The organism is uncultured Desulfovibrio sp. (assembly GCF_944324525.1).
Taxonomy (GTDB): Bacteria; Desulfobacterota; Desulfovibrionia; order Desulfovibrionales; family Desulfovibrionaceae; genus Desulfovibrio.
This window is the reverse complement of sequence record NZ_CALUWS010000044.1, coordinates 1-21,986: the sequence shown is the minus strand read 5'-3', so window position 1 is coordinate 21,986 and position 21,986 is coordinate 1. Positions and strand designations below refer to the sequence as shown.

The 21,986-nt window shown below is 63.8% G+C and carries 17 protein-coding genes and 2 tRNA genes; 9 read left to right on the top strand and 10 right to left on the bottom strand.

All coding sequences use genetic code 11. The features are described 5' to 3' along the window. The first annotated feature begins 359 nt into the window (after nucleotides 1–359). The 6 genes from Q0K12_RS10115 to Q0K12_RS10090 all read left to right on the top strand — a co-directional run bounded on the left by Q0K12_RS10115 (nucleotide 360) and on the right by Q0K12_RS10090 (nucleotide 7,936). Nucleotides 360–1,115 carry an ATP-binding cassette domain-containing protein gene (locus tag Q0K12_RS10115; protein WP_297262569.1) on the top strand — a complete coding sequence of 252 codons (756 nt, stop codon included), beginning with the start codon at nucleotides 360–362 and terminating at the stop codon, nucleotides 1,113–1,115. Further along, on the top strand, nucleotides 1,115–2,392 hold the full coding sequence (locus tag Q0K12_RS10110) for an FtsX-like permease family protein (protein ID WP_297262567.1): 1,278 nt from the start codon (nucleotides 1,115–1,117) through the stop codon (nucleotides 2,390–2,392). The genes Q0K12_RS10115 and Q0K12_RS10110 overlap by 1 nt, the downstream gene beginning before the upstream one ends. Next, entirely contained in the window at nucleotides 2,382–4,097 is a 1,716-nt protein-coding gene (locus tag Q0K12_RS10105; RefSeq protein WP_297262565.1) for an SUMF1/EgtB/PvdO family nonheme iron enzyme, read from the top strand. The genes Q0K12_RS10110 and Q0K12_RS10105 overlap by 11 nt, the downstream gene beginning before the upstream one ends. A 196-nt stretch (nucleotides 4,098–4,293) precedes the next feature. Then, on the top strand, nucleotides 4,294–5,190 hold the full coding sequence (locus tag Q0K12_RS10100) for an NAD(P)-dependent oxidoreductase (RefSeq protein ID WP_297262563.1): 897 nt from the start codon (nucleotides 4,294–4,296) through the stop codon (nucleotides 5,188–5,190). Nucleotides 5,191–5,381: 191 nt separating this feature from the next. Further along, complete coding sequence (locus tag Q0K12_RS10095; RefSeq protein WP_297262561.1) at nucleotides 5,382–6,722, top strand: DUF6056 family protein; 1,341 nt, start codon at nucleotides 5,382–5,384, stop codon at nucleotides 6,720–6,722. A gap of 224 nt (nucleotides 6,723–6,946) precedes the next feature. Further along, complete coding sequence (locus Q0K12_RS10090; protein ID WP_297262559.1) at nucleotides 6,947–7,936, top strand: glycosyltransferase family 2 protein; 990 nt, start codon at nucleotides 6,947–6,949, stop codon at nucleotides 7,934–7,936. Nucleotides 7,937–8,089: 153 nt separating this feature from the next. On the opposite strand, the gene Q0K12_RS10085 is transcribed toward Q0K12_RS10090, so the two are convergent. From Q0K12_RS10085 to Q0K12_RS10075, 3 genes are read right to left on the bottom strand one after another with little or no spacing between them, the layout of a single operon-like run. Next, nucleotides 8,090–9,037: an MBL fold metallo-hydrolase gene (locus tag Q0K12_RS10085; protein ID WP_297262557.1), complete on the bottom strand. Its 948-nt coding sequence runs from the start codon at nucleotides 9,035–9,037 to the stop codon at nucleotides 8,090–8,092. A gap of 47 nt (nucleotides 9,038–9,084) precedes the next feature. Then, nucleotides 9,085–10,749, bottom strand: coding sequence for an amidohydrolase (locus Q0K12_RS10080; protein WP_297262555.1), 1,665 nt, complete (start codon nucleotides 10,747–10,749; stop codon nucleotides 9,085–9,087). A gap of 46 nt (nucleotides 10,750–10,795) precedes the next feature. Beyond that, nucleotides 10,796–12,139: a sodium/glutamate symporter gene (locus Q0K12_RS10075; protein WP_297262553.1), complete on the bottom strand. Its 1,344-nt coding sequence runs from the start codon at nucleotides 12,137–12,139 to the stop codon at nucleotides 10,796–10,798. A 228-nt stretch (nucleotides 12,140–12,367) separates the two neighbouring features. Between Q0K12_RS10075 and Q0K12_RS10070 the strand changes: the two genes are divergently transcribed. Then, a complete protein-coding gene (locus Q0K12_RS10070) occupies nucleotides 12,368–15,172 on the top strand; it encodes a sigma-54 dependent transcriptional regulator (RefSeq protein WP_297262551.1) in 2,805 nt (934 codons plus the stop codon). Between the two features lie 79 nt (nucleotides 15,173–15,251). Here Q0K12_RS10070 and Q0K12_RS10065 read toward each other — a convergent pair whose 3' ends face one another. Genes Q0K12_RS10065 through Q0K12_RS10050 form a run of 4 tightly spaced genes read right to left on the bottom strand, consistent with a single transcriptional unit; the run spans nucleotide 15,252 to nucleotide 19,137 of the window. After that, nucleotides 15,252–16,082 carry an RNA methyltransferase gene (locus Q0K12_RS10065; RefSeq protein ID WP_297262549.1) on the bottom strand — a complete coding sequence of 277 codons (831 nt, stop codon included), beginning with the start codon at nucleotides 16,080–16,082 and terminating at the stop codon, nucleotides 15,252–15,254. Nucleotides 16,083–16,091: 9 nt separating this feature from the next. Continuing rightward, the gene (locus tag Q0K12_RS10060) at nucleotides 16,092–16,712 is read right to left on the bottom strand and encodes a DUF456 domain-containing protein (RefSeq protein WP_297262547.1); all 621 of its coding nucleotides are present in this window, start codon (nucleotides 16,710–16,712) and stop codon (nucleotides 16,092–16,094) included. A 9-nt stretch (nucleotides 16,713–16,721) separates the two neighbouring features. After that, the gene (locus tag Q0K12_RS10055; protein ID WP_297262545.1) at nucleotides 16,722–18,020 is read right to left on the bottom strand and encodes a phenylacetate--CoA ligase; all 1,299 of its coding nucleotides are present in this window, start codon (nucleotides 18,018–18,020) and stop codon (nucleotides 16,722–16,724) included. Nucleotides 18,021–18,075: 55 nt separating this feature from the next. Continuing rightward, nucleotides 18,076–19,137, bottom strand: coding sequence for a DUF1786 domain-containing protein (locus Q0K12_RS10050; protein ID WP_297262543.1), 1,062 nt, complete (start codon nucleotides 19,135–19,137; stop codon nucleotides 18,076–18,078). 341 nt (nucleotides 19,138–19,478) lie between these two features. On the opposite strand from Q0K12_RS10050, the gene Q0K12_RS10045 reads away from it, so the two are divergent. Together Q0K12_RS10045 and Q0K12_RS10040 are read left to right on the top strand one after the other, a co-directional pair. Beyond that, a tRNA-Leu gene (locus Q0K12_RS10045) sits at nucleotides 19,479–19,563 on the top strand. Between the two features lie 260 nt (nucleotides 19,564–19,823). Continuing rightward, a tRNA-Leu gene (locus Q0K12_RS10040) sits at nucleotides 19,824–19,908 on the top strand. Between the two features lie 389 nt (nucleotides 19,909–20,297). Here the strand turns inward: Q0K12_RS10040 and Q0K12_RS10035 are convergent. Genes Q0K12_RS10035 through Q0K12_RS10025 form a run of 3 tightly spaced genes read right to left on the bottom strand, consistent with a single transcriptional unit; the run spans nucleotide 20,298 to nucleotide 21,869 of the window. After that, the gene (locus tag Q0K12_RS10035; protein WP_297262541.1) at nucleotides 20,298–21,011 is read right to left on the bottom strand and encodes a DUF2806 domain-containing protein; all 714 of its coding nucleotides are present in this window, start codon (nucleotides 21,009–21,011) and stop codon (nucleotides 20,298–20,300) included. Nucleotides 21,012–21,028: 17 nt separating this feature from the next. Next, complete coding sequence (locus tag Q0K12_RS10030; RefSeq protein ID WP_297262539.1) at nucleotides 21,029–21,436, bottom strand: ASCH domain-containing protein; 408 nt, start codon at nucleotides 21,434–21,436, stop codon at nucleotides 21,029–21,031. Continuing rightward, entirely contained in the window at nucleotides 21,408–21,869 is a 462-nt protein-coding gene (locus Q0K12_RS10025; protein WP_297262537.1) for a hypothetical protein, read from the bottom strand. The genes Q0K12_RS10030 and Q0K12_RS10025 overlap by 29 nt, the downstream gene beginning before the upstream one ends. Nucleotides 21,870–21,986 lie beyond the last annotated feature (117 nt).

Genomic DNA, 21,986 nt, shown 5'->3' with positions numbered 1-21,986 from the left:
CGGAAGCCACGGAAGCCGTGGAGGGGAACACGGGCCGACATGGATACAGACGATTTTCCGCGTCCCCCTTTTCCGCAGCGCACCGGGGGACCGACACGCGAAGAGACGGCCGGCGCATCGCCTTTCCCTTCCGCCTACCCTGGTAAACGCGCGTTGGGGGAAGGGATGGAAGCCACGGAAGCCGTGGAGGGGAACACGGGCCGACATGGCCGCAGACGATTTTCCGTGTCCCCTGCCCGCAGCGCACCGGGGGACCGACACGCGAAGAGACGGCCGGCGCAACGCCCCGGCGCTCCACCCTCGCCCCACCCCCCCCCACCACAAAACAAACGTTCCACAGCATGGACGCAAGGATGAGCATGGGATCGGACAAGCTTTTTTCGCTCAGGCGGGTCATGAAGCGGCGGCCGGGCAATGAGGGCTTTTGCCTTGAACTGGAGTCGCTGGACGTGATGCGGGGCGACAGGCTGGCGCTGGTGGGGCCATCGGGCTGCGGCAAGAGCACGGCGCTGGATCTGCTGGCGGGGGTGCTGCGTCCCGATGCGGGGGAGCGTTTCCTTTTTGCGCCGCAGGCGGAGGCTCCGGCGCTGGACATGCTGGAGCTTTGGCGGCGGGGCCGTGAGGACAGGCTTGCAGCGGCGCGATTGCGCCACTTGGGCTATGTCCTGCAGGTGGGGGGGCTGTTGCCGTTCCTCAGTGCGGGGGAGAATATCTTGTTGCCCTGCCGGGCGCTGGGGAATCTGGCTGCGCAGCGGGAGAGCGTACGGGAGCTGTGCGAGCGCCTGCATATCGACCGCCTGCTGCGGCAGATGCCGTCCACGCTCTCGGTGGGCGAGCGGCAGCGGGTGGCCATTGCGCGGGCGCTGGCGCACGGCCCGTCCATCCTGCTGGCTGACGAGCCAACGGCGGCTCTTGATCCGCGTCATGCGCGTCTGGTGTTGGGGCTGCTGGCGGAGCTGGCCGGGGAGCGCGGGGTCACGGTGGTCATGGTGACGCATGCGCCGGACATGGCCGTGGAGGCGGGCTTCCGGCTGGTGCAGGTCGTGACGGCGTCGGACGGCAACGGTGCGCCCCTTTCGCGCATCCGGCACGCCGTCCAGGAGGAGGCCGCCTGATGCGTCTTGCCCTGCAAAGCTTGCGGCTGGCCGCCGCCGACTATTGCCATGAGCGGTTGCTCTCCCTGTGCGCCGTCCTGACGCTGACGGCGGTGCTGACGCCGCTGCTCATCCTGTACGGCGTCAAGTTCGGCGTGGTGCAGACCCTGACCGACCGCCTGCAGCATGATCCGCGTACGCTGGAGATCAGCCCTGTGGGCAGCGGCCGCTTCACGCCGGACTATCTGGCGCAACTGCGGCAACATCCCTCGGCGGCCTTCGTGCTGCCGCGCACGCGCGCCATTGCCGCCACCATCGACTTGTTCGCCAGGGACGGCACGCGCCTCACGGTCTCGCTGGAGCCCAGCGCGGCGGGCGACCCCCTGCTTGGGCGGTACGGAGCCGCCATCCCGACCCTGATGCTGGACAGCGGCCTGCACGGCGCGGCTCCCGATACGCCCCGCCGCATCCTCTGGAGCGGCGTCGTCCTTTCGGCTTCCGTGGCGGAAAAGCTGGGCGTGGGCGTGGGCGACGAGCTGGAGGGCCGTGTTGAACGGCGCTATCAGGGGGCCGTGCAGCGGGCGAGGCTGCCCCTGCGGGTCACGGCCATTTTGCCGCTGGCCGCGGAACAGAAAAATCTGATCTTTGCCCCGCTGGAAGTGGCGGAAGCGGCGGAGGATTTTCGCGACGGACGGGCCGTGCCGCTCTTTGGCGCGGATCGCGGCTGGACGGGCGAGCCTCGCCCCGACGCGCCGCGCGAGTATGCGGGCTTCCGGCTGCACGCCCGCAGCCTGGATGACGTGATGATCCTGCGGGAGGCCTTTGCCGCGCGGGGGCTTGAGGTCTATACGCAGGCCGAGGCCATCGCGCAGGTGCGGCAGCTTTCCGCCTCCCTGAACCTGATCTTCTCCCTTATCGGCGCGGCGGCGGGCGTGGGCTTCCTCACGTCCACGGCGAGCAGCATGCTGGCTGCCGTGGCCCGCAAGGAGCGCCTGCTCGGCCTGCTGCGGCTCATGGGCTTCAGCACCGGCTCGCTGCTGCTCTTTCCGCTGGCCCAGAGCCTGTTCACCGCCTTTCTGGGCACGGGCCTCGCGTGCGGGCTGTATCTGCTGGCCGCGCAGGTGGTCAATCATCTTTTCGCGTCCTCGCTCAGCGGGCTGGAAAGCGTCTGCCGCCTGCTGCCGGTACACTATGCGGCCACTCTGCTCATCGTGGCCGGACTTTCCCTGCTGGCCGCTCTCGGCCCCGCCCTGCGGGCCGGGCGCATCGAACCTTCGGAGGTCATCCGTGAAATCTGACGTCTCATGCCGCCGTGTTCCCCTTTGCCGGAAATTCCTTTTTGCCGCCCTGCTGACGCTGGCGGGCCTGTGCCCTCCCGGTCTCGTCCATGAGGCCGGGGCCGCCCTGCGGGCCAGGGAGAGCGTTTCCGTGGAGGCGGCCACCAATCCCCAGCCCGCGGCGGACGACATCCTCCTGCCCATGCCGGGCGGATTGCACATGGCCTTCCGGCTGGTGGCCGTGCCCGCCAAGGGACTGCTCTGGGACATGCCCCTGCGCCCCGGACGCGACGATGCGGCCAACAACGAGCGCGCCTTTTATGACCGCCGCTACGCCGCCGCCCTGGCCGCGCCCTTCACGCTGGATGACCTGCCGGACGGCTGGCGCAAGGCGGCCCCCAAGGGATCGCATTATTTCTATCTGGTGGCCAAATACGAGGTGAGCCGCCTGCAGTATGACGCCGTCATGCGGGACACGCCGCCCGATACCGCCAGTCTTGCGCCGGACGCGGCCCGGCCCGTCACGGACGTAAGCTGGTACGACGCCGTGGACTTCACCCGGCGCTACACGCAATGGCTCCTGCAAAACGCGCCGGACAGCCTGCCGCGCTACGCCGGGGACAGCCGCAACGTGGGCTTCGTGCGCCTGCCCACCGAGACCGAATGGGAATACGCGGCTCGCGGCGGCCAGTTCGCGGGCACGCAGCAGCTCATGCAGGAAGATTTCTTCGTCATGGCGGACGGGACGAACTATGCCGATTACGCCGTCTATCGCCCTGAAGGGGCCGGACGCATCGAGGAGGACGTCGAACGTATCGGCTCGCGCAAGCCCAATCCGCTGGGCCTCCACGATACGGCGGGCAATGCCGCGGAGATGACGTTGGAGCCCTTCCGCTTCTCCGTGGCCGGTCGCCTGCACGGTTCGGCCGGGGGCATGGTGCGCAAGGGAGGCTCCTTCCTGTCCGGCGAGGCCGAGATCATGCCCGGCCGCCGCGAGGAGACGCCCTTCTTTTTGCAGGACGGCCCGGCCCATGCGCGCGACCTCGGTTTCCGGCCCGTCATCTCCGGCATCAACACGCCCGGCGGCGACCGGCCGGAAACGCTCGTGGCCGAATGGAACCGGGCCGGGGAATCTGCCTCTCCCCTGCCCGCGCAGGATCAGCAGGCCGGACGCAATCCGCTGGAAGAGCTGGACCGGCTGCTGGCCTCCGCGCCCAATGAAGGCGTCAAGAAAAATCTGCTGGCCCTGCGGACGACCCTCAAGGAAAACAACATCATGCAGGAGCGGCAAAAGCAGCTGGAGGCCCAGTCCCTGCTGCGTACCGGCCTCTACCTCATCGAGACCATCCGCAATTACGCCAGCCGCCAGCAGTCGCTGGACAGCCAGCTTGTCCTGATGAAGAAGGACGTGAAGATCGCAAAGGGCGAAGTAAAGCAGCGCCTGCAAAAGCTCATCACCCAGTCCACCGAGGCCCGCAAGCAGTACGGCACGGGCATCGAGCGCACCCTGTCCTTCTACCTCGGCAAGCTTGAGGAAGCGGGCAGGCTGGATGCCGCCCTCTTCACGGACAGCATGACGCAGCTCGGCAAGGACTTCCCGGGTAGCGACGTCTTCAATGAGAACATGCGCCGCAATATGGACATATTCACCCGGCAGACGCAGGAGGCCCGGCGCGGCAAGGCCCTTGACCGCCGCCGCATCCTGCAGCAGATCCTTGCCAAATAAGGCCTGTTGACACTATTCGTGCCTGTTGGGGGAAGGGGAAGCGACAGGGACGTGAGGCGACCCCAAAGGCAAGCGGAGCGTATGCAGCGGATCGACCTTATCCATTGCTATACGTTCAAGATTTGTGTTGATATACTCTGGTTCGCCCCGTCCCTGACGGGGCGTCCGTCCCTGACTTCAACAAAGGAGCGTCGTCATGAGCACTACCTTGCGTGTCGGCTGGATCGGTACCGGCGTCATGGGGCTTTCCATGGCCGGTCATATCCTGAAGGCCGGTTTCCCGCTGACGGTCTACAGCCGCACCCGTTCCAAATCGCAACCGCTGCTGGACAAGGGCGCGCACTGGGCCGACAGTCCGGCCGACGTGGCCCGGAACAGCGATGTGGTCTTTTCCATCGTGGGCTTCCCCGCTGACGTGGAAGCCGTCATGCTCGGCCCGGACGGGGCGCTGTCCGGTCTGGCGCAGGGGGGCATCCTCTGCGACATGACCACCTCCAGCCCCGCCCTTGCCGCCCGCATCGCTCAGGAGGCCGCCGCCCGCGGCTGCGCCGCGCTGGATGCGCCGGTGACCGGCGGCGACATCGGCGCGCGCGAGGCCCGCCTTTCCATCTTCGTGGGCGGCGACGCCGCGGCCTGCGAGCGCATCCGCCCCTGTCTCGAAGTCATGGGCACGTCCATCATGCACTGCGGCGCGGCGGGCAGCGGCCAACAGGCCAAGCTGGCCAATCAGATCGCCGTGGCCGGCGTCATGTTCAGCGTCTGCGAGTCCCTGCTTTACGCGCAGGAAGCCGGGCTGGACGTGGACAAGTGGCTGGAGCTGGTGGTGCCCGGCGCGGGCGGCAGCACGGCCATGAACACGCTGGGCCGCCGCATCCTCAAGGGCGACTTCGCCCCGGGCTTCTTTGTGGAGCATTTCGTGAAGGATCTCGGCCTCTGCCTTGAGGAATGCCGCCGCATGGGCCTCGTCCTGCCCGGCACGGAGCGCGCCGAGGAATGTTACCGCATGGTGCAGGCCCTGGGCGGCGGCAAGGACGGCACGCAAAGCCTTGTCCGCACCCTGGCGCAGGCCTGCGGCAAGCAGTGGAAACGCTAGCGCGTTGTACGTTTGAAAAAGGTGGGACGCGAGGCGGCGGCACGCGCCGCCCGGCCCAGACTACACGGGAAATGCCCTAGTGGCGTCCGTCCTCGGCTATCGATGTCATTGAGGATCCCCCTGCCGCCCGGCGGGGGGAGCCTTTTTCCTCTTTCGTCAGCAGGTTCTTCCGCAAAAGGATCATCGACTCCATGAAAAAGAATCTTGTGATCTTCGTCGCCATTTTCTGCATCACCTATCTCCAGAACAAGTATATCGGATTCTACCATGATGACTATGGCTACGGAGCGCTCACCTATGCCGTCGACACCCAGTATGCGGAAAGGACGCTGCCCAACATACTCGATTATCTCACGCGGCATTACATGGAATGGGGCGGCCGGGTCCTCTTTTTCTTCTTCGAGGTCCTGCTCATGCAGGGCGGGATGTCCTGCTTTTTCCTGGCGCAGGCGCTGGTGCTGGCCGCAACGCTTTTCTTCAGCTACAAGGTGCTGCTCCTTCTCCTCGACAAGGAGGAAGATTCCTTTCCGCTGCTGGCCTTCCTGCTTTCCGCCTATCTGCTCTTCAATGAGGGGATCTACCGGGGGGGCATGTTCTGGGCCAGCGCTTCCGTACTCTATATCTGGCCGTTCTGCCCGCTGATGCTGGGCATCCTCCTCCTGCTGACCTCCCGACGGCGGGACAGTCTCTCCGTCCCTCTCCGCGTGGCCCTGCCGCTGTGCTTTTTTTGGGCGGGCGGCTCACAGGAACAGGTGGGGGCCGTCACCGTCTGCATGGTCCCGCTCCTCGGTTTTTTCCTGTTCAGGGCCGAACTGAAGCGGCTGAGATGCCGCCTGCTGGCGGCGCAGGCGGCGGCCGTGGCGGGCTTCCTCTTCCTCATGCTTGCGCCGGGGAACATGCGCCGCATGGAATCCGGGCATGACGCTATGGGAGGCCTGGCCGACCTTCTGCACACGACAGGCTGGATATTTCAGGGCATATTTGCCTCCCCCATCGGCATCCTGTGGCTGGTCAGCCTGATCCCCGCCCTGTGGCTCTGCCGCCGGACGGAGCTTAAGCGCTTGCAGCCCTTCCTGCCCTTCCTCATTGCCAGCCTGCTGTCCGTAGGCATATTCTATGTGATCAAGCTCCGCTTCGGAGCGCCGCGCGTCTTTTTTCCGGCCAGCTTCCTGCTCGGCATCGTTTTTGCCGGCATCTGGCAGATTGCGCTGGAAAACCTTGCCCTCACCCTCAGGACAAAACGCCTGACGGCCGGCCTGCTGCTGGTCTTCGCGCTCTGCTATCACGGGATAGCCGTCATCCACGGCTACTATGTCAACTATCCGACCATCCTGGCCAATGACCGCAACCTGCGCGCCGCCGGACAGCAGACGCCGCCCCCGGCGGAGGTCGTCTTCTACAGGCTGCCCGACAAGAAATACGCGGAGTGCATGCCCTATGACAACAGAAGGTACATCGAGACCTGGATACTGGCCTATTACCGCCTGCCCCGGGAGACCAGGATCCTGTATCAGGACTCTCCTTTCAAATGACGGAACCCTTAGAGCATTGACAGTTTGGAACGCGAAACCTTTCAAACTGAAAATGCTCCAAAAGCCTGCAAAGGCTGTTTCATCCGCACGGCAATATTGAAAAAAAAGCCTTTTTCCTGCATCGTGGGCAGGCAACGGCATCGTGAAAAAGCAACTTGCCTCAGCTGCTGCGCCTGCGGTCTGTCGATCGCCGGGCAGTGGGTGGACCGTACAGGGAGAAATACATGGCACGCATCAGCCTTGTCATTCCTGTCCTCAATGAACAGGAATCCATAACGCTCTTTTATGAAACCATGTCGGAAGTCATGGCGGGCATGCGGCACGATGTCGAATTCGTCTTCGTCGATGACGGGAGTACGGATGCGACCCTTTCGATCCTGAAGCGGCTGCACGAGAAGGATCCCAGGGTCAAGGCCGTTTCCCTTTCCCGGAACTTCGGCAAGGAATATGCCCTCACCGCCGGATTTTACCATGCCACGGGGGATGCCGTCATTCCCATGGATGTGGACATGCAGGACCCGCCGCAGCTTGTCGCGACTTTCGTCGAGCACTGGGAGAACGGCACGGAGATGGTCATCGGCGTTCGCGAGGATCGCTTGCGGGATTCCCGGGCCAAGCGCTGGTCGTCGTCCCTGTTCTATAAGGTCTTCCGCTTTCTGACCAAAAACATGATCGAGGAAAACGCCGGGGACTTCCGCCTCATGTCGCGGCGCATCGTGCAGGAACTCCTGCGTTTTCCCGAGAGCGTCCGCTTCAACAAGGGGCTGTACGGCTGCGTGGGCTTTTCGCGCGTCCTGGTCCCTTATGCGCGCCCCGCGCGGCAGGCCGGGCACAGCAAATGGTCGGGCTGGAAGCTCTGGAATTTCGCGCTCGACGGCATCACCAGCTTCAGCACCTTTCCCCTGCGCATCTGGAGCTATCTGGGGGGGAGCATCGCGCTCTGCGGCTTCCTCTACGCGCTGTTCCTTGTGCTGCGCACGCTCTTCTGCGGCGTTGACGTCCCCGGCTATGCCTCCATCATGGTGGTCACGCTGACGCTGGGAGGGCTGATCCTGCTTTCTCTGGGCATCATTGGCGAATATCTGGGACGGATATTTGAGGAAGTCAAACGCCGCCCCCTGTTCATCGTCCGCCAGACCATCGGTTTTGCCGATGACGGCGCGACGCCGGCGGGAGGGCGGCGCGCTCCCCTGTCCCCTGACTCGGACAGGTGACGCGTCATCCGGCCCGGGAAAAAAGAATCCAGGCCGTCCGCGCGGTGCAGCAAGATGCGCCGTGCGGGCGGCCTGTCTCTTCTGGAGGCCTGTCAGGGCTGCTTTAGGCAACCTGGGCTGGTCCAGGCCTGCGCCGTCCTTTTCGCCGGTTCGTTACATGGTATCCCAGACGAACTCGAAGCTGTCGGCGGAAGTCTTGCGGATGCGGGCCGCGGTCGGATTGTTGAAATGCCCGGGGAGCAGCAGCGCATTGCTTTCCGCACAGTCGTTCAGCAGCCTGTAGCGTTCCTGCACGGCGCGTTCCGGCTCCACGCAAAAGATGCTGTTCCAGCGCCAGTTGGCCACCTGTATGGGGTGATGCATGATGTCGCCGGAAATGATGGCCTTCTCCCCTTCGGATTCGATATCCACGCGGAAGGTCCCGGGCGTGTGCCCCACGGCGGTCTTGAGGGTGACGTAGCTGTCGATGCGCATGTCTTCCTGCGGGATAAGGGTGACGTGACCTGACTCGAGCAGAGGGTAGACGCTGTCTTTCAGCGCCGTCTTGGTCCCCTCCGAAATGCCGGGCAGTATGCCCTTGCTGCATTCTATCCTGCGTCCGCCGTCCACATAGACGCCCTCCGTGGCCGGATCCATAGTGTCCGCCCACTCGAAGTCCGCCCTGGAGTAGAGGTAACGCGCATTGGGGAACGTGGGCACATAGACGCCGTCCACCAGTCTGGTGCCCCAGCCGTAGTGATCGGAGTGGAAGTGCGTGCACAGCACGACGTCCACCTTGTCGAGATCGATGCCGGCGCGGCGTATCTTCGCAAGATAGGGCGTCTTCAGGTTGCTGAAGCGCGGGATACGGCGAATCTTGTCGTTGCCGTTGGCCGGATCCACGAAGATGGTCGTCTCCGGCGTCTCCACTATCCAGCTGTTCTGGCTTTGCAGCATCTGCTCCGTATCGGGCGTCATGTAGTTCGGGACCATCCATGCACGGTTGGCCTCGATGACGGCCTTGTCATACAGCGGGTACATGAGCTCGAAGGTGAAGCCCGCGCTCGTCATTTCCTGGATGCGGGTGACGCGGACCTTGCCGATCATTTGGGAAAAGTTCATGGCTGCTCCTGAGATGTCGTTATGGTTGAACCGCCCAGCCGCATGCCTTACGCACAGGGATGGATGTCGCCGCCCGTTACCGTGCCCCAAACGGGCATCTGGGGGATCTCATCCACCGGCAGGCGGAACGGGTCTTCCTCCAGCACGCAGAAATCCGCCTGCTTGCCGAATTCGATGCTGCCGAGGCTGTCCTCCCGGTGCATCTGCCAGGCCGCCTCCAGCGTGATGGCCCGCAGGGCCGCGGCCAGCGAGACGCGCTGGCCTTCGCCCAGCACCTTGCCGCCGAGCGTCCTGCGCTGCACCGTCGCCCCGACGGCCTGCCACGGCAGTTGCGGCGTGCCCGGCGGATCGCTGTGGATGCCCCAGCTGACGCCCAGCCGCTCCGCCGTCCCTGTCGGGACCAGATTCTCCGCCCGGGTCCGCCCCACGATGCGCAGGTGGTTGTCCCCGTAATAGTACAGCTGCGACGTGAAGAACTGCACGCCCACATTCAGGGTGCGCGCCCGGCGCAGCTGCGCCGCCGTCATGGTGTAGCAATGCTCCACACGGTGCCGGATATCCGGGCGGCAGCAACGGCTTTGCGCCTCTTCCACGGCATCAAGCACCGTCTGCACGGCCAGACTCGTATTGGTATGGGTCACGCAGGGGATGCCCCGTTCATGCAGGGCCAGCAGCAGGGCCCGGATCTCTTCCGGTTCGTGCTGCATGTGCTTCCCTTCGGAACCGTCCCAGTAGCCCGGCCACTCCAGCGGGCAGGTGTGGGAAATGATGGAACCGTCATGGTAGAGCTTGGCCCCTGCCAGCCAGAGCCTGTCCGATCCTCTTCCCGCCAGTTCCTCGATCCGGGCGATGGCGGCCTCAAGGGAGCCTTCCCGCTCCGCCAGCCTGTGCACATGCGGATACACCGCGCAGCGCAGGCCTCGTCCGGGCTTCCCGAACAGGCTTTCGAACTGGGCATACTCCCTGTCCAGGGCGACGCGCGAACCGGCCACGAGCTCGGAGACCGTGGTGATGCCCTGCGCCCGGAAGAGCGGCAGGATATTTTCCAGCTTTTCGCGCGTCAGATCGACGATCTCGGGGAAGGCCGAAGAGGCGAGCAGGAAGCCGGGCGCTTCGATGAGCGTGCCGTTGGGCCGCCCGTCGGCATCGCATTCCGCGCCGGGCGGGACATGCCCTTCCCGCACTCCGGCCCGCTCCAGCAGACAGCTGTTGGCCCAGAAGCGGTGGAAGACCATATTGCTCACCAGGATGGGACGGCGGGTGGACACGGCGTCCAGCTCATCCCGGTGCAGCACGCCGCCGGCCTGATTGTCGTCATAATGCGTTGCCCACAGCAGTTCCCCGGCGGGGAGCTGCGCGTCCAGCTCCCGCAGGCGCTCCAGCACGTCCCGCTTGCTCGCATAGGTGGGGAAAAAGCCCCCTCGCGGATCAGGCCAGGGGATCTGGGACACGAAGTGATTGGCGTACTCCAGCGCGGGTATGACCAGATGCGTATGCGCCTCCACGATGCCGGGCATGAGCACCTTGTCGGAAAAAATGTCGTCCTCGACCACGCGCGTCCCGGGCAGACAGGCCAGGTCGTCCCGCAGGGATCGTCTGCTGCCCACCCCGACGATGCGGCCCTCCATGACGGCGACCGCCGTCGCTTCCGGCTGTTCGGGATACATGGTGATGATTCGTCTGGCCGTATAGATCGTTGCCGTTCGGGACATGATGCACCTCCGTGCGTACGGTTCAGGGGGAAAGGCTCGTCCGGCGTCAGAACTGCCGTCTGCCCACAAGCCGCAAGACATACATGGCAAGGGGCGTGAGGATGGCCGTGCCGACGAATATCCAGATCATGGGGAAATCAGGCGCGGCCGCAAAGGGCATGCAAAGGGATATGGGCTTGAAGACGACAAAGGTCACGAGCCCCATGAGCCCCACTTCCAGCGCCACGGGGGTGGCGTATTCCGGATCCACAAGGCGCAGCAGCATCAGGCCCGACGCGCCCGTCCCCGTGCAGTACCCGAACATGGTCACCGCCCGCGCAAAGCCCAGCGACGGCGCGCGGCGTCCGAACCAGAGGCAGGCCCACAGCGTCAGGAACGACGCGATGACGATGGAGACGGAAAAGGGGATCACCACCGAGGTCAGCGCCGTGGGCTTGATGCCCATGAAGACGGCGCAGATCATGAAGTCCACGCAGGTATTCGTCATGCGCCGTACCGAGCCTTCATCCAGCAGATGGGCGCAGTTCAGGCGCTGCATGCCCTTTCTGACCAGCATGGCGGCCATCATGCCCCACATGAAGGTATAGCCCAGCCCGATCCCCCGGATGCCCGCAATGGGAAAATAGTTGAGCCACAGCAGGCCGAAGGCGTAGGCCAGACCATAGACAAGGCCGGCCAGGGCCAGATGGAAACCCATGCTGTCGATATTGGCCGGGTGCATCATGCCCTGCGCGCAGACGGGCCTGTTCCCTTCGGCAAGTATCCCCGAACAGAATTCGGGAGAGATGACGCCGGAGGTCTGGCCGCCCCAGCCGCGGCGCAGCCCGTAGCGCGTGAACGGGACCCCCATGATGCCCGCCACCAGAAAGCCGATGGCGGCAAAGGCCAGCCCTATGTCGATGCTGTTGGCGACCTGATAGCTTTCCTCCCAGACGGTGGCATAGGCCTGCGTCTGTCCGGGGCCCTGCGTGAAGCCCGCGCCCAGCAAAAAGCCGTTGACCTCAAAAAAGGCGCCTCCGGTGAGCTTTTGCCAGCCCACGAAGGCGCCATATCCCACAAGTGCCTGAATGGAAAAAAGAAAGCCGAACAGCAGCCCCATCCAGAGCGCGCCGCGCATGGCCTCCCTGTTTTGCCGTTTTTCGGCATCCTTGTTTCGGAGCAGGCCGATCCCCACGAAACTGAAGGCGAACAGATGGAAGGAGATCATGCCGAAGGTGGAAGGGGAAAGCACCTGCCAGCCTGACGAGGTGGGGATGCCGACCAAGTCGAAACGCATGAGGATGAAGCCGAGTATGCCGCCGATGAGCGAAGCGGGGAAAAGCAGGGTCTGCAATATCTTGATCTTGGCCCGCAGGATGACGCCGGCGACGATCAGCAGGCTTATCCACACAAATGCGGCGATCTACGGATAGAATGAAGCTTCCATTATCCACCTCCTCGTTGGTGTGCGGCGCAGAAGGACACCCTGCGCCGCAACGAGAATTGCAGGCTCCATGCCAGCCGTCCCACAATTTCAACACATTGGAATCAATTGAAATTTTTTTAATTGGATTTCTTTGACCGCGCATCGTATCATTTTAAGACAAAGTGATGGTTTATTTTGAGAAAGGATACCCTCATGTCCGAGACCGCTTTCCCCACTGAGGGCCTGTCCGCCGCATGGCCCCCGGCGGGCGATCTTGCGGCCACGCTGCTGGACGATTGCGAGCGCCTGCTGCAAAAAACGGAAAATGAAGCGCGCCTCCTGCACGGCAAGGTGGAAAGCAGCCTGCGGGATCTCCTGCAGCGGCTCGGCATGCTCTGCCTCAACTTCGAGAGCGCCCCTCCGGCTGTCCGTCGGGACGTCGTCCAGCTTGCCCTGCGGGGCATGGGCATCCAGCTTTTCCATCCTTTCGGGGCCGTCGGGGAGAATCTGGTCGGTCTTTTCCATTTTCTGCAGACCACGGAACTGGACGAACGGCTCGAGTTGCTCGTCCAGGGCGCGCTCATCCTGCTGGATGCCGGCCTGTCCCCGGCCGTGGAAGATGTGGAGCTCACCGCCCATGCGCTGCGGCAACAGTCCGCCACGCAGGACGGCCTGCTCTGCTGCCTGCTGGCGGGCATCCTCTATTACCAGATCGGAAGCGTCGCCCAAGGCATGCAATGTTATGACATGTATATCTGCCGCTATGAATACGGCAACGACTTCCTGCACAATTACTTTTGTCTGAAATCCAGCACGAACGCTCTCTATCTCCACAACTACAGCCAGGCTTACGGGATCATAGAGTCCTTCAAGACGACCAATGAGCTCTGCGGCGGGACGCTGTTTTCCCTGCGCTGGAAATCGCACCTTGCCTTCCTGCTCCTGGATGTCGGCAGGCTTGAGGAGGCCCTCGTCCACATCGAATCCCTGACCTGCCTTGCCCTCGCCGAAAAAAATCCCCTTCTCTCCCACCTCATGTGCCGCGCCCTAGCCCTGTATCACTTCAAGAACGGGCATGCCCGGCATGCCGCCCTCGTCATCCGCAACCATACTCTTCGCTACGGGATGGACACCCTCCTGCACGGCTACACCTCGCCCGCCGTCGTGGAGATGCTCGACGAGCTGGACAGCGCCCATCCGCAGTTGACGGCCATCCCCTTTGCCGTGGAGGAAGAACGCCTGCGGCACGAGGGCAACCGTCTCCTGTACGGCGTGGCGCAGCGCTGCCGGGCCCGGCGTCTGGCGCGGGCAGGCTGGCTGGCGCAGGCCCTGGAGTCCTACGACACGTCCTTTTCCTCGCTCCAGTCCACGGGCTGCCTCGCGGAACTTTCGGCGACTGGCACGGCATACCGCGCTCTGCTCGAACAGGCGGGAGAGCATGAGCAGGCCGGACGGCTTGGACGCCTCCTGCGGGCGGCGGATGCCGAAGACAGCGGACGGCGGGACAAGGAGGACGCCCGCTCCTTGCCGCATGACGCCCTCCGCACCGTCCGCACCATCCTGGAACGCCTTGCCGAGGCCCGCGCCTTCGCGCAGGCGCGTGAACGCATGCAGCACATCCTCGGCATCGTCCAGACGGTCTTTCGCGCGCAACGCTCCGTGCTGTTCCGCTTTTCCGACGGAGGCGCCGCCGAATTCCTGCAAGGCAGGAACATCACCCGGACGGAATTCACGGCCAAGGCCTTTCAGAAAAAATTGCGCCCCCTCCCCCTCAGGCACGCCGGGCCCACGGCGGGGACTGTCGCCGGCGGACAGGATGGCGCGGTCTGTTTCGCCCTGCCCGTCACCACGGCATGTCCGTGGTTCCTCTACATGGACAATCACCTTGAGGCCGGGACGCTCCCCACCCTGTCGCCGGATGCCGGGGAACTGCTCTGCGCCACCCTGGCCGCCGAACTGCGCCCCTTTGCCCTCGGCCCGCAGCTGACGGCGACGCCGCCCAGGGAAACGCCCCGCAACGCTCCCCGCCAGCCCGTCTACTGGGGGGAAAGCCTGCGGGAACTGCTGAACCAGGCGGAAAGGGCCGCCCTGAGCCGTTCGCCCGTCCTTATTTATGGCGAGACCGGCGTCGGCAAGGAATGTCTGGCACGCTACATCCATGAAAGCGGCCAGCATGGCGGCGGTTTTGTGCCGGTTCAGCTTTCCTGTCTTCCGGAACAGCTGTTTGAAAGCGAGATGTTCGGTTACGAAAAGGGAGCCTTCACCGGCGCGGTGCAGCGCAAGGCCGGCAGGGTGGAACAGGCGGACGGCGGCGTCCTCTTTCTGGACGAGATAGGGGACATCCCCCCCTTTGCCCAGGTGAAGTTGCTGCGCCTGCTGCAGGAGCACGAATACACGCGCGTCGGCGGCGTCCAGACGCGGCATGCGGACTTCCGCCTCATCGCCGCCACGCACAGGGACCTCCGGCAGGAAGTGCTGGCCGGACGCTTTCGTGAAGACCTGTACTACCGGATCGCGGTCATCACGTTGACCATCCCGCCGCTGCGGCAGCGCCCGGCGGACATCCTGCCGCTGGCCGGTCTGTTCCACCAGCACTTTTCCCGGCTGAACCCTCTGTCGGGCGGCAGCCTCTCCGAGCGGGACAAAGCCCGCCTGCTGCGCCATACCTGGCCGGGCAACGTCCGGGAACTCCGCAACGTCGTGGAGCGCAGCGTGGTGCTCAACGAACCCTGCCGGCCCGGCGCGGAAGGCGCCCCCGCTCCGCAGATTGTGCCGTCGCCGCCCGCGCCGACGGAAGAGCCGCTTTCGCTGGACGCCGCCATGACGGCGCATGTGGCGTGCGTGCTGCGCCGTACCGGCGGACGCCTGTACGGCCCCGATGGCGCGCTGGCCCTCCTGGGCGTGAGCAAGGCCACCTTTTACCGGCGCTGGCAACACCTGCTGGAGGAGGTTCGCCAGAGCCGGACAACGGATGGGCGGCACGCTTTCCGGGAAGCTCAGGACAGCGACCTGCGCTGAACGCAAAAAAGGGGGCATATCGCCCCCTTTCCTGTGAGATGTGTGGCGTACACGGCGTTGCCGCCTGTACGGACCATCCTTATCCTTCTTTCCGTTCCAGCGCCCGCCGCACCTGCCGGCACATGCCCATGAGGGCGTCGTATTCGTGCCGCCGCAGCCGGGCCCGGCCGAACAGGCGTCGCCACGGCATGAGGAAGTAATCGGGATTGTCGCCGTGCAGGTAGTCGATGCGCAGCAGCATCTCCCGCAGGGCGGCCATGAGGCGCTCCTGATCCGCCGCCGAGGCCAGCGGGCCGTGACCGTCCTCCTTCCCGGCAAGGGACGCGGGCGCGATGGGCTCCGGCTGCGGCACGTTCCGGGGGCCGTGGGGCTCCCCGCCGGCGGCCGCGCCGGCCTCCGATCTGTCCGCCTCCCGCATGGCCGCGGCGCAGGCATACAGCACGATCAGCACGGCCTGCGCCAGATTGAGCGAGCTGGCCGCCGGGTCTGTGGGAATGCACACCAGCCGGTGACACTGCGTGATGGCGGCATTGTCCAGCCCCCTGTCCTCGGGGCCGAACACCAGACTCACCCTGCCGCCCTGCCGCAGACAGGCCGCGACCTCAGCCGCGCAGCGCTCCGGCGAGAGCATGGCCTGCCGCCAGCCGCCGCGCCGGGCCGTCGTGCCGATGACCAGCGCGCTGTCGGCCACGGCCTCGGCCAGGCTGTCATGGATGGTGATGCCGTCCAGCAGGGCCTGCCCCTTGGGCGTGGCCAGCGGCGAGGCCTTGTCGCGCAGCCAGCGCTCCGGCTCCACCAGCGAGATGTGCCCGCAGCCCATGTTGACGCAGGCCCGCGCCGCCATGCCGATATTCTCAGGGAAACGGGTCTGGACGAGCACCACGTCCAGCCCCTGCAGCAGATGCTCCATGCCGTCTCCTCAGCAGAAAAGATGTCCCAGCCAGATCACGACCTGCCCCGGCTCCGCGGGGACCGCCGCCGGCATGTCCGGCAGCGGCATGGCGGGCGGCATCTCCGGCCAGATGCGCCGGGCGACGATGGCCACGATGGCCCCGCCCACCCCGCACTTGCAGACAGTGCCCAGAAAGCGCCCCACCATGGTGCCGAAAGCCGCGTCCAGGCTTTGTTGCATGGGACGGCCGCGCACAAGCTCCGCCAGCAGGCAGCCCAGCCAGGCCCCGAACAGCGCGCCGAGCAGCGCGCCGATGCCCAGCAGGAAGGGCGCAAAGACGATGGCCCCCACAAAGGCCCCCACCATGCCGGCAAAGGTGCCCAGCTTGCTCGAACCATGACGCCGTGCCTTGATGAGCTGCACGCCGGTCTCCAGGACTTCGCCCAGTATGGCCAGTCCCACGGCCATGACCCAGAACCAGACATCCAGATTGCCGGGCTGCGGATGCACGAACTGCCAGATGCCCACCAGCACGAGCACCAGCCAGTTGGCCGGCAGGCCGGGGATGTTGAGCAGCAGCACCAGGGCCAGCACTATCACGAAAACGTACGTCAGCCCGAAGGAAAAGGCTTGGAGCAGACCTTCCATGCGCCCGTCCTACTTCTTGAGGCGCAGATCCTGCACGCGCACGGCCTTGCCGTCCGAGGACGGCAGACTGTTGCTCTGCACCAGCTCCACGCGCGGCGTGATGAGGATCTCGTCACGCAGGCGGTTGGCGATGGTCTTCTGCAGGCCCTGCAGGCTGCGCATGTCTTCCACGAAATACTCGTCGCGGATCTCCACCTGCACGCGCATCACGTCCCCAAAGCCGTCGTTCTCCAGCAGGATGAGGTAGTTCTGCCCCACCTGCGGGAAGCTCATGACCACCTGTTCGATCTGCATGGGATAGACGTTGACGCCCTTGATGATGAACATGTCGTCCGAGCGGCCCACGATGCGGTCAAGGCGGCGATGCTTGCGGCCGCAGGCGCATTCGCCGGGCAGGAAGCGGGTCAGGTCGCGGGTGCGGTAGCGCAGGATGGGCATGCCCTGACGGCACAGGCAGGTCATGACCAGTTCGCCCGTCTCGCCGTCCGGCACGGGCTCGCCCGTCTCGGGATCGATGATCTCGGGGATGTAGCAGTCCTCCCAGACGTGCATCCCGTGCTGCTGCAGACACTCGAAGGCCACGCCCGGCCCGTTCATCTCCGAGAGGCCGTAGGAATTGTAGGCCTTCATATTGAACAGGTCCTCGATGCGGCGGCGGAACTCCTCGGTATACGGTTCCGCGCCCACCACGGCGATACGCAGGGGGAACGCCCGCGGGTCCTCGCCCATGCTGCGCAGATGTTCGCCCAGGATGAGCGCATAGGACGGCAGGATATGGGCCACCGTGGTCTTGAAGTCCTTGGCCAGCTTGATCTGACGGCGGGAGTTGCCCGGCCCGGCGGGGATGGTCATGCAGCCGATGCGCTCGGCCCCGAAATGGATGCCGAGGCCGCCGGTGAACAGGCCGTAACCGGACATGTTCTGGAACACGTCCTCCTTGCGCACGCCGACCATGTAGAAGCTGCGCGCCACCAGATCGGCCCAGGAGTTGATGTCGTTCTGCGTATGGCAGATGGCCACCGGGCTGCCGGTGGTGCCGCTGGAGCAGTGCATGCGCACGATCTCCGACTGCGGCACGCAGAGCATGCCCGTGGGATACTGGTCGCGCAGGTCCTGCTTGGTGGTGAAGGGGATGCGGCGCACGTCGTCCAGGCTCCGGATGCTTTCGGGCGTCACGCCCGCCTCATCCAGACGGCGGCGGTAGAATTCGCATTTGCGGGCCTGCGCCACCGTGGCGCGCAGCCGCGTCAGCTGCGTGTGTTCGATCTGGTCGCGGCTCCACAGTTCCGCCGGATCAAAAACGTCCATCGTTGTTCTCCTTACACAAGGCAAATCTGCCCAAGATATCACGCCGGCGCGCGGCTCAAGCCTGCCGCGCCTGCCGTCTGGCCCAGCCCCAGAGCAGGCCGAAACTGCCCGCCTGCATCATGTCCCCGTGCGGGGACAAAAATTTCCCCTGCCCCGCCAGCATGTCCCGGCGCGGCCCCAGGATGAAGGTCGGCACATAGCCTCCCGCTTCCTCGCAATACGGGCCGAAGGCCGTCCCGTGTCCGCCGCTGGCCTGCACTTCCTCGGCCGGGAGCCACGTCTTGCGGAACTGCTCCAGATCCGACAGGATCTCCGGCAGGGAGCGCATGCCGGTATGGTGCTCATACACCCCGCGCACGATGCCCTTGTAGACCAGCGCCGCCACCGTATGGCCGTTGCCCACGTTGACGATGGTGATGCCCTCCCGGAAACTGCGCTCCATGACTTCCGGTTCGCTCAGCGCCCCCAGCAGGACGCTCACGCCCGTGTCCGCCACCGGGCCGCCCGTTTTCTCCCGCAGGGCGCGCAGGCGCGTCAGCAGCGGCGGCACGGCCTCATGTATCCAGGCTTCCGGGCTGGCGGACTTTTGCAGCAGATCCTGCCAGATCCGCATGCGGCCCGCCCGGTTGCCCTGCCCGTGCTCGCCGTGGTCCTGCGCGGCGGCAAGCGTCAGATGCGGCTGGGGCAGGCCCGCATGGCGCAGCAGCGAAGCCCAGAATTCCGGCGAATAATCCGTCAGGAAGAGCGGCACATGTCCCGCCGGGCAGTCCTCGGCCAGCTCCACGCCCATGCCGCAGACCACATCCTCCCTGTCGTGCAGGGCGCGCGAGGCCGCCACCGTGGCGCTTATCTTCAGGCCCGCGGCGATATGCTCCCGCACCGCCTGCCCGAAGCCGCCGCCCATATTGCCGCCGTACAGCCAGACATGCCGCTTGAGCAGGGTCAGCTCGCGGATGCGTTGCGCCACCATGCGCGCCGGGGACGGCAGCACGAAACGCGGCCAGTTGTGCGGCTCAAGACCGGGCCGGGCCAGCAGCGCGTCCTGCGTGCCGCTGCCGATATCCACACAGAGCACCGGCCCTGACCGGCGCAGGAATTCCTGAATCGGAGCATCCATAGTATAAACCTCACGTCGCATTGATGTACGCGTAAGCCAGCGCCAGCGCAAGCCCCGTCCGCCCTGCCGCGCCGTGCGGACGCGGGAACGGCGGGCGTGGCGGGAACGCGGCCGGGGGAAGGGAGCGGCCGAATGGCGGCGCTGGAGGTGTTCCCCTTCCCTCCAAGCCCCCATCTTTTTCCCAGCGCGCTTTTACCGGGGAAGATAAAAAAACGATGATATGCAGGCCGTCCTTTGTCCGCAGGTCTCCCGGCGGGATGCGCGCCCCCATCCCCGGCCGCAGCCGGAGAGAAAAAAAGACTTGCCTGCTGCACGAAAAAACGTTAATAGTTCTCTTCGCCGCCGAGGTGGTGGAACTGGTAGACACGCTATCTTGAGGGGGTAGTGGCAATAGCTGTGCGGGTTCGAGTCCCGCCCTCGGCACCAGTCCGCAAGCAAGGGTCACGGAGATTTCCGTGACCCTTTTCTTTTTGTCGTTAATATTCGCGGGGAACCGTCCGCTGTCGCCCGCCGGGTACACTGCGAAAGCTCCAACGGCGTATTGCCGCGTGCGGAACAAATCCTCTGCCCTCTCCCACCGACGAAAAGCCGGGTGTACCGTTTGCCCTGGGGGCACTATAGACTCCCGCCGTCTCCTGAAAAAAAGACTTGCCAAGCAACGCGCTTTGGCCTATACATTCTCTGCCGCCGAGGTGGTGGAACTGGTAGACACGCTATCTTGAGGGGGTAGTGGCAATAGCTGTGCGGGTTCGAGTCCCGCCCTCGGCACCAGTCCGCAAGATAAGGGTCACGGAGATGTCCGTGACCCTTTTTTGTTGGCTCTTCTCGCTCCTGTGGTACGGACGGCGTTTTTTCTTGCTTTCCCCGCCGCAGGATGACGGATGTTGCCCGAAGTCGGGGGGCTTTCTTTTTTCATCCGGTGGATGGTGGATTCGGCCCGGCGTCCTGGTAGCTATCGAATGGCCGCAGGGTTGTGCCAGTTGGGCGACGCAGGAGTCTTACAGGCATCCACAGCAGTACGAGGCTTCCCCAATAGCGTCTCCCCTTCTTGGGGATCAGAACAGAGGTGCATTTTTTTCATTCTTGTCGGGCCAGGCACCCTTGGCGTCAGCCCGGCATGTCTTAGCCGGGAATTCTCTGGTCAGGCTGGGCTGCCCCTTTCAGCGAGGCCAATGGGCAAGCTCCTGAGGGCTGAATCTTCCTTGCCCGGCCAGCGGGTATGCCGTCATCCCGGGACAAGTAGTGGAGAGATTTTGCCAAACCTTATCGCCGATAGCGTTTATTTCATCATTTGTCGCGGGAGGGATCGTCTCCGCTATGGAAAGGATATCCTTTCCAGCACGAGAAATAACCGCTCCGAATATATTTATACCCGTTTGTGACGGCAAATCCAAAATCAAGACGAACCCATTGCATTTAAAATATTGTTTACCGTCCGGAGTTGGTTGGGTAAGAGGTGATAGAGCGGTGCTGTCTCGCAGAAGCCCTGCATTCTGTAACGAGATAATATGTTCAAGCGTATATGGCTCCACATTCATCCCAGGAGAGGGAATGATCTCGTTGATGTGAAAACGGGCCACCTTGCAGAAGAGTTCCGCATCGGCCTTGGAGATGTTCCTCAGGACATCCAAGGTAGTAAGCGAGATGGTTTGAGGCGACTTGATCGCTTCAACAAGGATCCGTCCCCAGAGTTGCTGCATCTCAGGACTGCTGACGCCGCTCGCTTCTCGCCGCCAGCGTGTGAACCAGTCCGGCGCAACCTCTTCATCGGAGACATCCTCCGGCGGCACATCCTTCAGAATATTGGCGCTGACCGCCAATGTCGCATTAAGATTTTCAGCCTCATCCTCAAGGGCTATGGCTCTCGGCAACACGCGAACAGGCGCTGCACTCAGAGGCTTTCCAGAGCAAGATGGGTGAAAGTGTCCTCCGGCAGATAACGAAAAGACTGCGGGGGAACGATGTTCTCACCCAATACGGAGATATCCATAGCTTCTTCATACTTGCGCGGGCTGCCGATCTCTATGGCAAAGCCCTTTTTTCGCCCCTTGAAGTAGGTGAAGAAAAGCTGTCTGGATATGCCGGCCAAACTGCGCGTTTGTTCCCAGAGAGACGCGGGCGTATCTTCCCGAATGCTGACTACCTTGAATTCGCCGACGATCTTCCCCACAGGTGCAGTGACATACAGGACGATGCTTGACACATCCTTGCTGAAAGCTGCCTTGCGGAACTCGAAACCTTTTTCGCCGGAAAATATTTTTTCAGCAAATTCAGGCTTGATGGATAACAAAGCCTTCACGGACTTCTCCTAGTTCTAATGCCTTTTTGAATCCTTGCTCCGTCAGAGGACGCAGGCCCGTATATCCCTCGCCGCTTATGATGCCATGAGTGATCAAATCCCCACGAGTCGGCCGTTTGGGAAAAGCCAGATTATACGAAAGTTTGACGGCGTAATGCCGCTTTTGGAAATGCTTCTTGAGCTCATCGGCGGCAAATATGCTATGGTTCTGACAGTATGTGATAAACTCTCCTTCAGAGTCAAAGCTTGACGCGGCGCGCACTTCGACTACCGAACAGAGGGAGGTGGCGACTGCGCGATGCCAGGCCGGACCACGATTATCACTTGTACGATATATTATGATACTATCACCTGCGGAGACATCCGAAAATCCGTAATACCCGCCGACATAGACCTTGTAAATGCTGTTCGTCGGTGGAATGTCATCAAGCATCAGGGGAGATTCCGTCCGCAATATGGAATCAGGGAAAAGGTTAGAACTCATTTCATAATTAGAGGGCACTTTTTATGATACGGCGTAGTAAAATCATACAAAAAGCAAGATAAACAA